The 1355-nt window shown below is 39.3% G+C and carries 2 protein-coding genes; one reads left to right on the top strand and one right to left on the bottom strand.

Translation table 11 applies throughout. The features are described 5' to 3' along the window. Positions 1 to 213: 213 nt before the first annotated feature. On the top strand, positions 214 to 708 hold the full coding sequence (locus tag CXF81_RS00340; RefSeq protein WP_101179113.1) for a hypothetical protein: 495 nt from the start codon (positions 214 to 216) through the stop codon (positions 706 to 708). Positions 709 to 817: 109 nt separating this feature from the next. Here CXF81_RS00340 and CXF81_RS00335 read toward each other — a convergent pair. After that, the coding region (locus CXF81_RS00335) for a DDE-type integrase/transposase/recombinase (RefSeq protein WP_101179111.1) at positions 818 to 1355 on the bottom strand (538 nt) is incomplete at its 5' end.

Raw genomic sequence — 1355 nt, 5'->3', positions numbered from 1 at the left:
AACCACACCTCAAAATCATCCCCTACAAGCCCATCAAAACAGATTTCTCCAGCCAGATAAAGGCCAAAAACTGGAAAATCAAAACTAGGAGTAAAAAACTTTGCAAAACATCTCGGCTCAAGGCAAAGTTGTGGACAATGAAAATTTAAAGAAAGGCGATGCTGTGAATAGTCAAAACCGACTTTTTCTACAGCCTCGTTATGAATATTAACTATGGATAAAATTCAATATTGGGAGATTGAGTTAAGGCACATAAAGCTTGAACTTGATAACAATAGGTTCCAGCATCTTCGTCATTTTGTAGATCAGTATTACTGCTATAAAAATGGCTATATCAAAAGAACAGGGACGGCAGACTGGGAAAAAATCGTTTGGGGCGAAAATGAAGCGATTTCTGAAGGTGCCGCAAAAACTCAAGATAGAAAGCTAGTTGTGAAAGAGCATATCGTTCCGTTAAAACGAATTACAGAGGAACTTAAAAAACTAGTCGTAAACTCGACAACGGAAATTCATCACATACAAGAGTGCATAGAAAAGTATCTTTTCTATGCCACAATATCGAAAGAAGAAGACAAGAAATTAAGAAATTTAAAGCTAACATCTAAAATGCCAGATGAATTTGACGACTCTAGTCACGAGCTCTTTCAAGATATATATGCAAGGTATAAATTGGCAGGGATAAATCTTGTACAAACCAAAACGTCATAATAAGCAGCTACACAATCGCCTTTTGGCCCGGGCGTTATGTGGCCACCGCAAGTTCGCTAGGTATTGTCAACTTATCGAATTTAGACGATAAAAACTAGTTTTAAACGTCCTAGGTCGACTTTTGAATACAACTTACCCTATCCCATTCATCAAACGATCGTTCACGGAACATTCTGTAATTACTGGCCTTCATAAGATGTCGACCAAGTCGAAACAAATTATTGACGATGCCATGGCAGGATAAAAATCGTTGAGCGTGCCCCTGCGATTTGAAACGCCTCATCTGTCGTTCCTGTTGCCTGGATGGCTGATGGGAAAGTTCACATCGATTATTTTTATACTGCTTAGTGGAGTGTTCTGCACTTGGCATCAGCTCTCGTTTCCCTGCTGAATAACTCTTAAGTTTGTTGGTCACAATCTTGATGGGCGGTACTTGTTGGCCTTTTAACAATTTTCTGAAAAATTGCATGGCAGCGTTTTTATCCTTGCGTTTCTGAACCAGACTATCAATTTCATCTCCGTCCTGATCGACTGCCCGCCATAGATAATGAAGGACACCATTTATTTTAATGAACACCTCGTCCAAGAACCATATATAGCCTAACTGACCGCGATTTTTCCTTATTTGGTTGCAGTATTGTTGACCA

The sequence above is a fragment of the Glaciecola sp. 33A genome (genome assembly GCF_002836745.1).
In the GTDB taxonomy this organism is placed as follows: Bacteria; Pseudomonadota; Gammaproteobacteria; order Enterobacterales; family Alteromonadaceae; genus Glaciecola.
Note: the sequence above shows the minus strand (reverse complement) of the source record. Positions and strands in the feature narration are given on the sequence as shown.

Bases quoted from the DNA above. Each gene is read 5' to 3' on its own strand.
- CXF81_RS00340 (WP_101179113.1), top strand. From the start codon at position 214: ATGGATAAAATTCAATATTGGGAGATTGAGTTAAGGCACATAAAGCTT.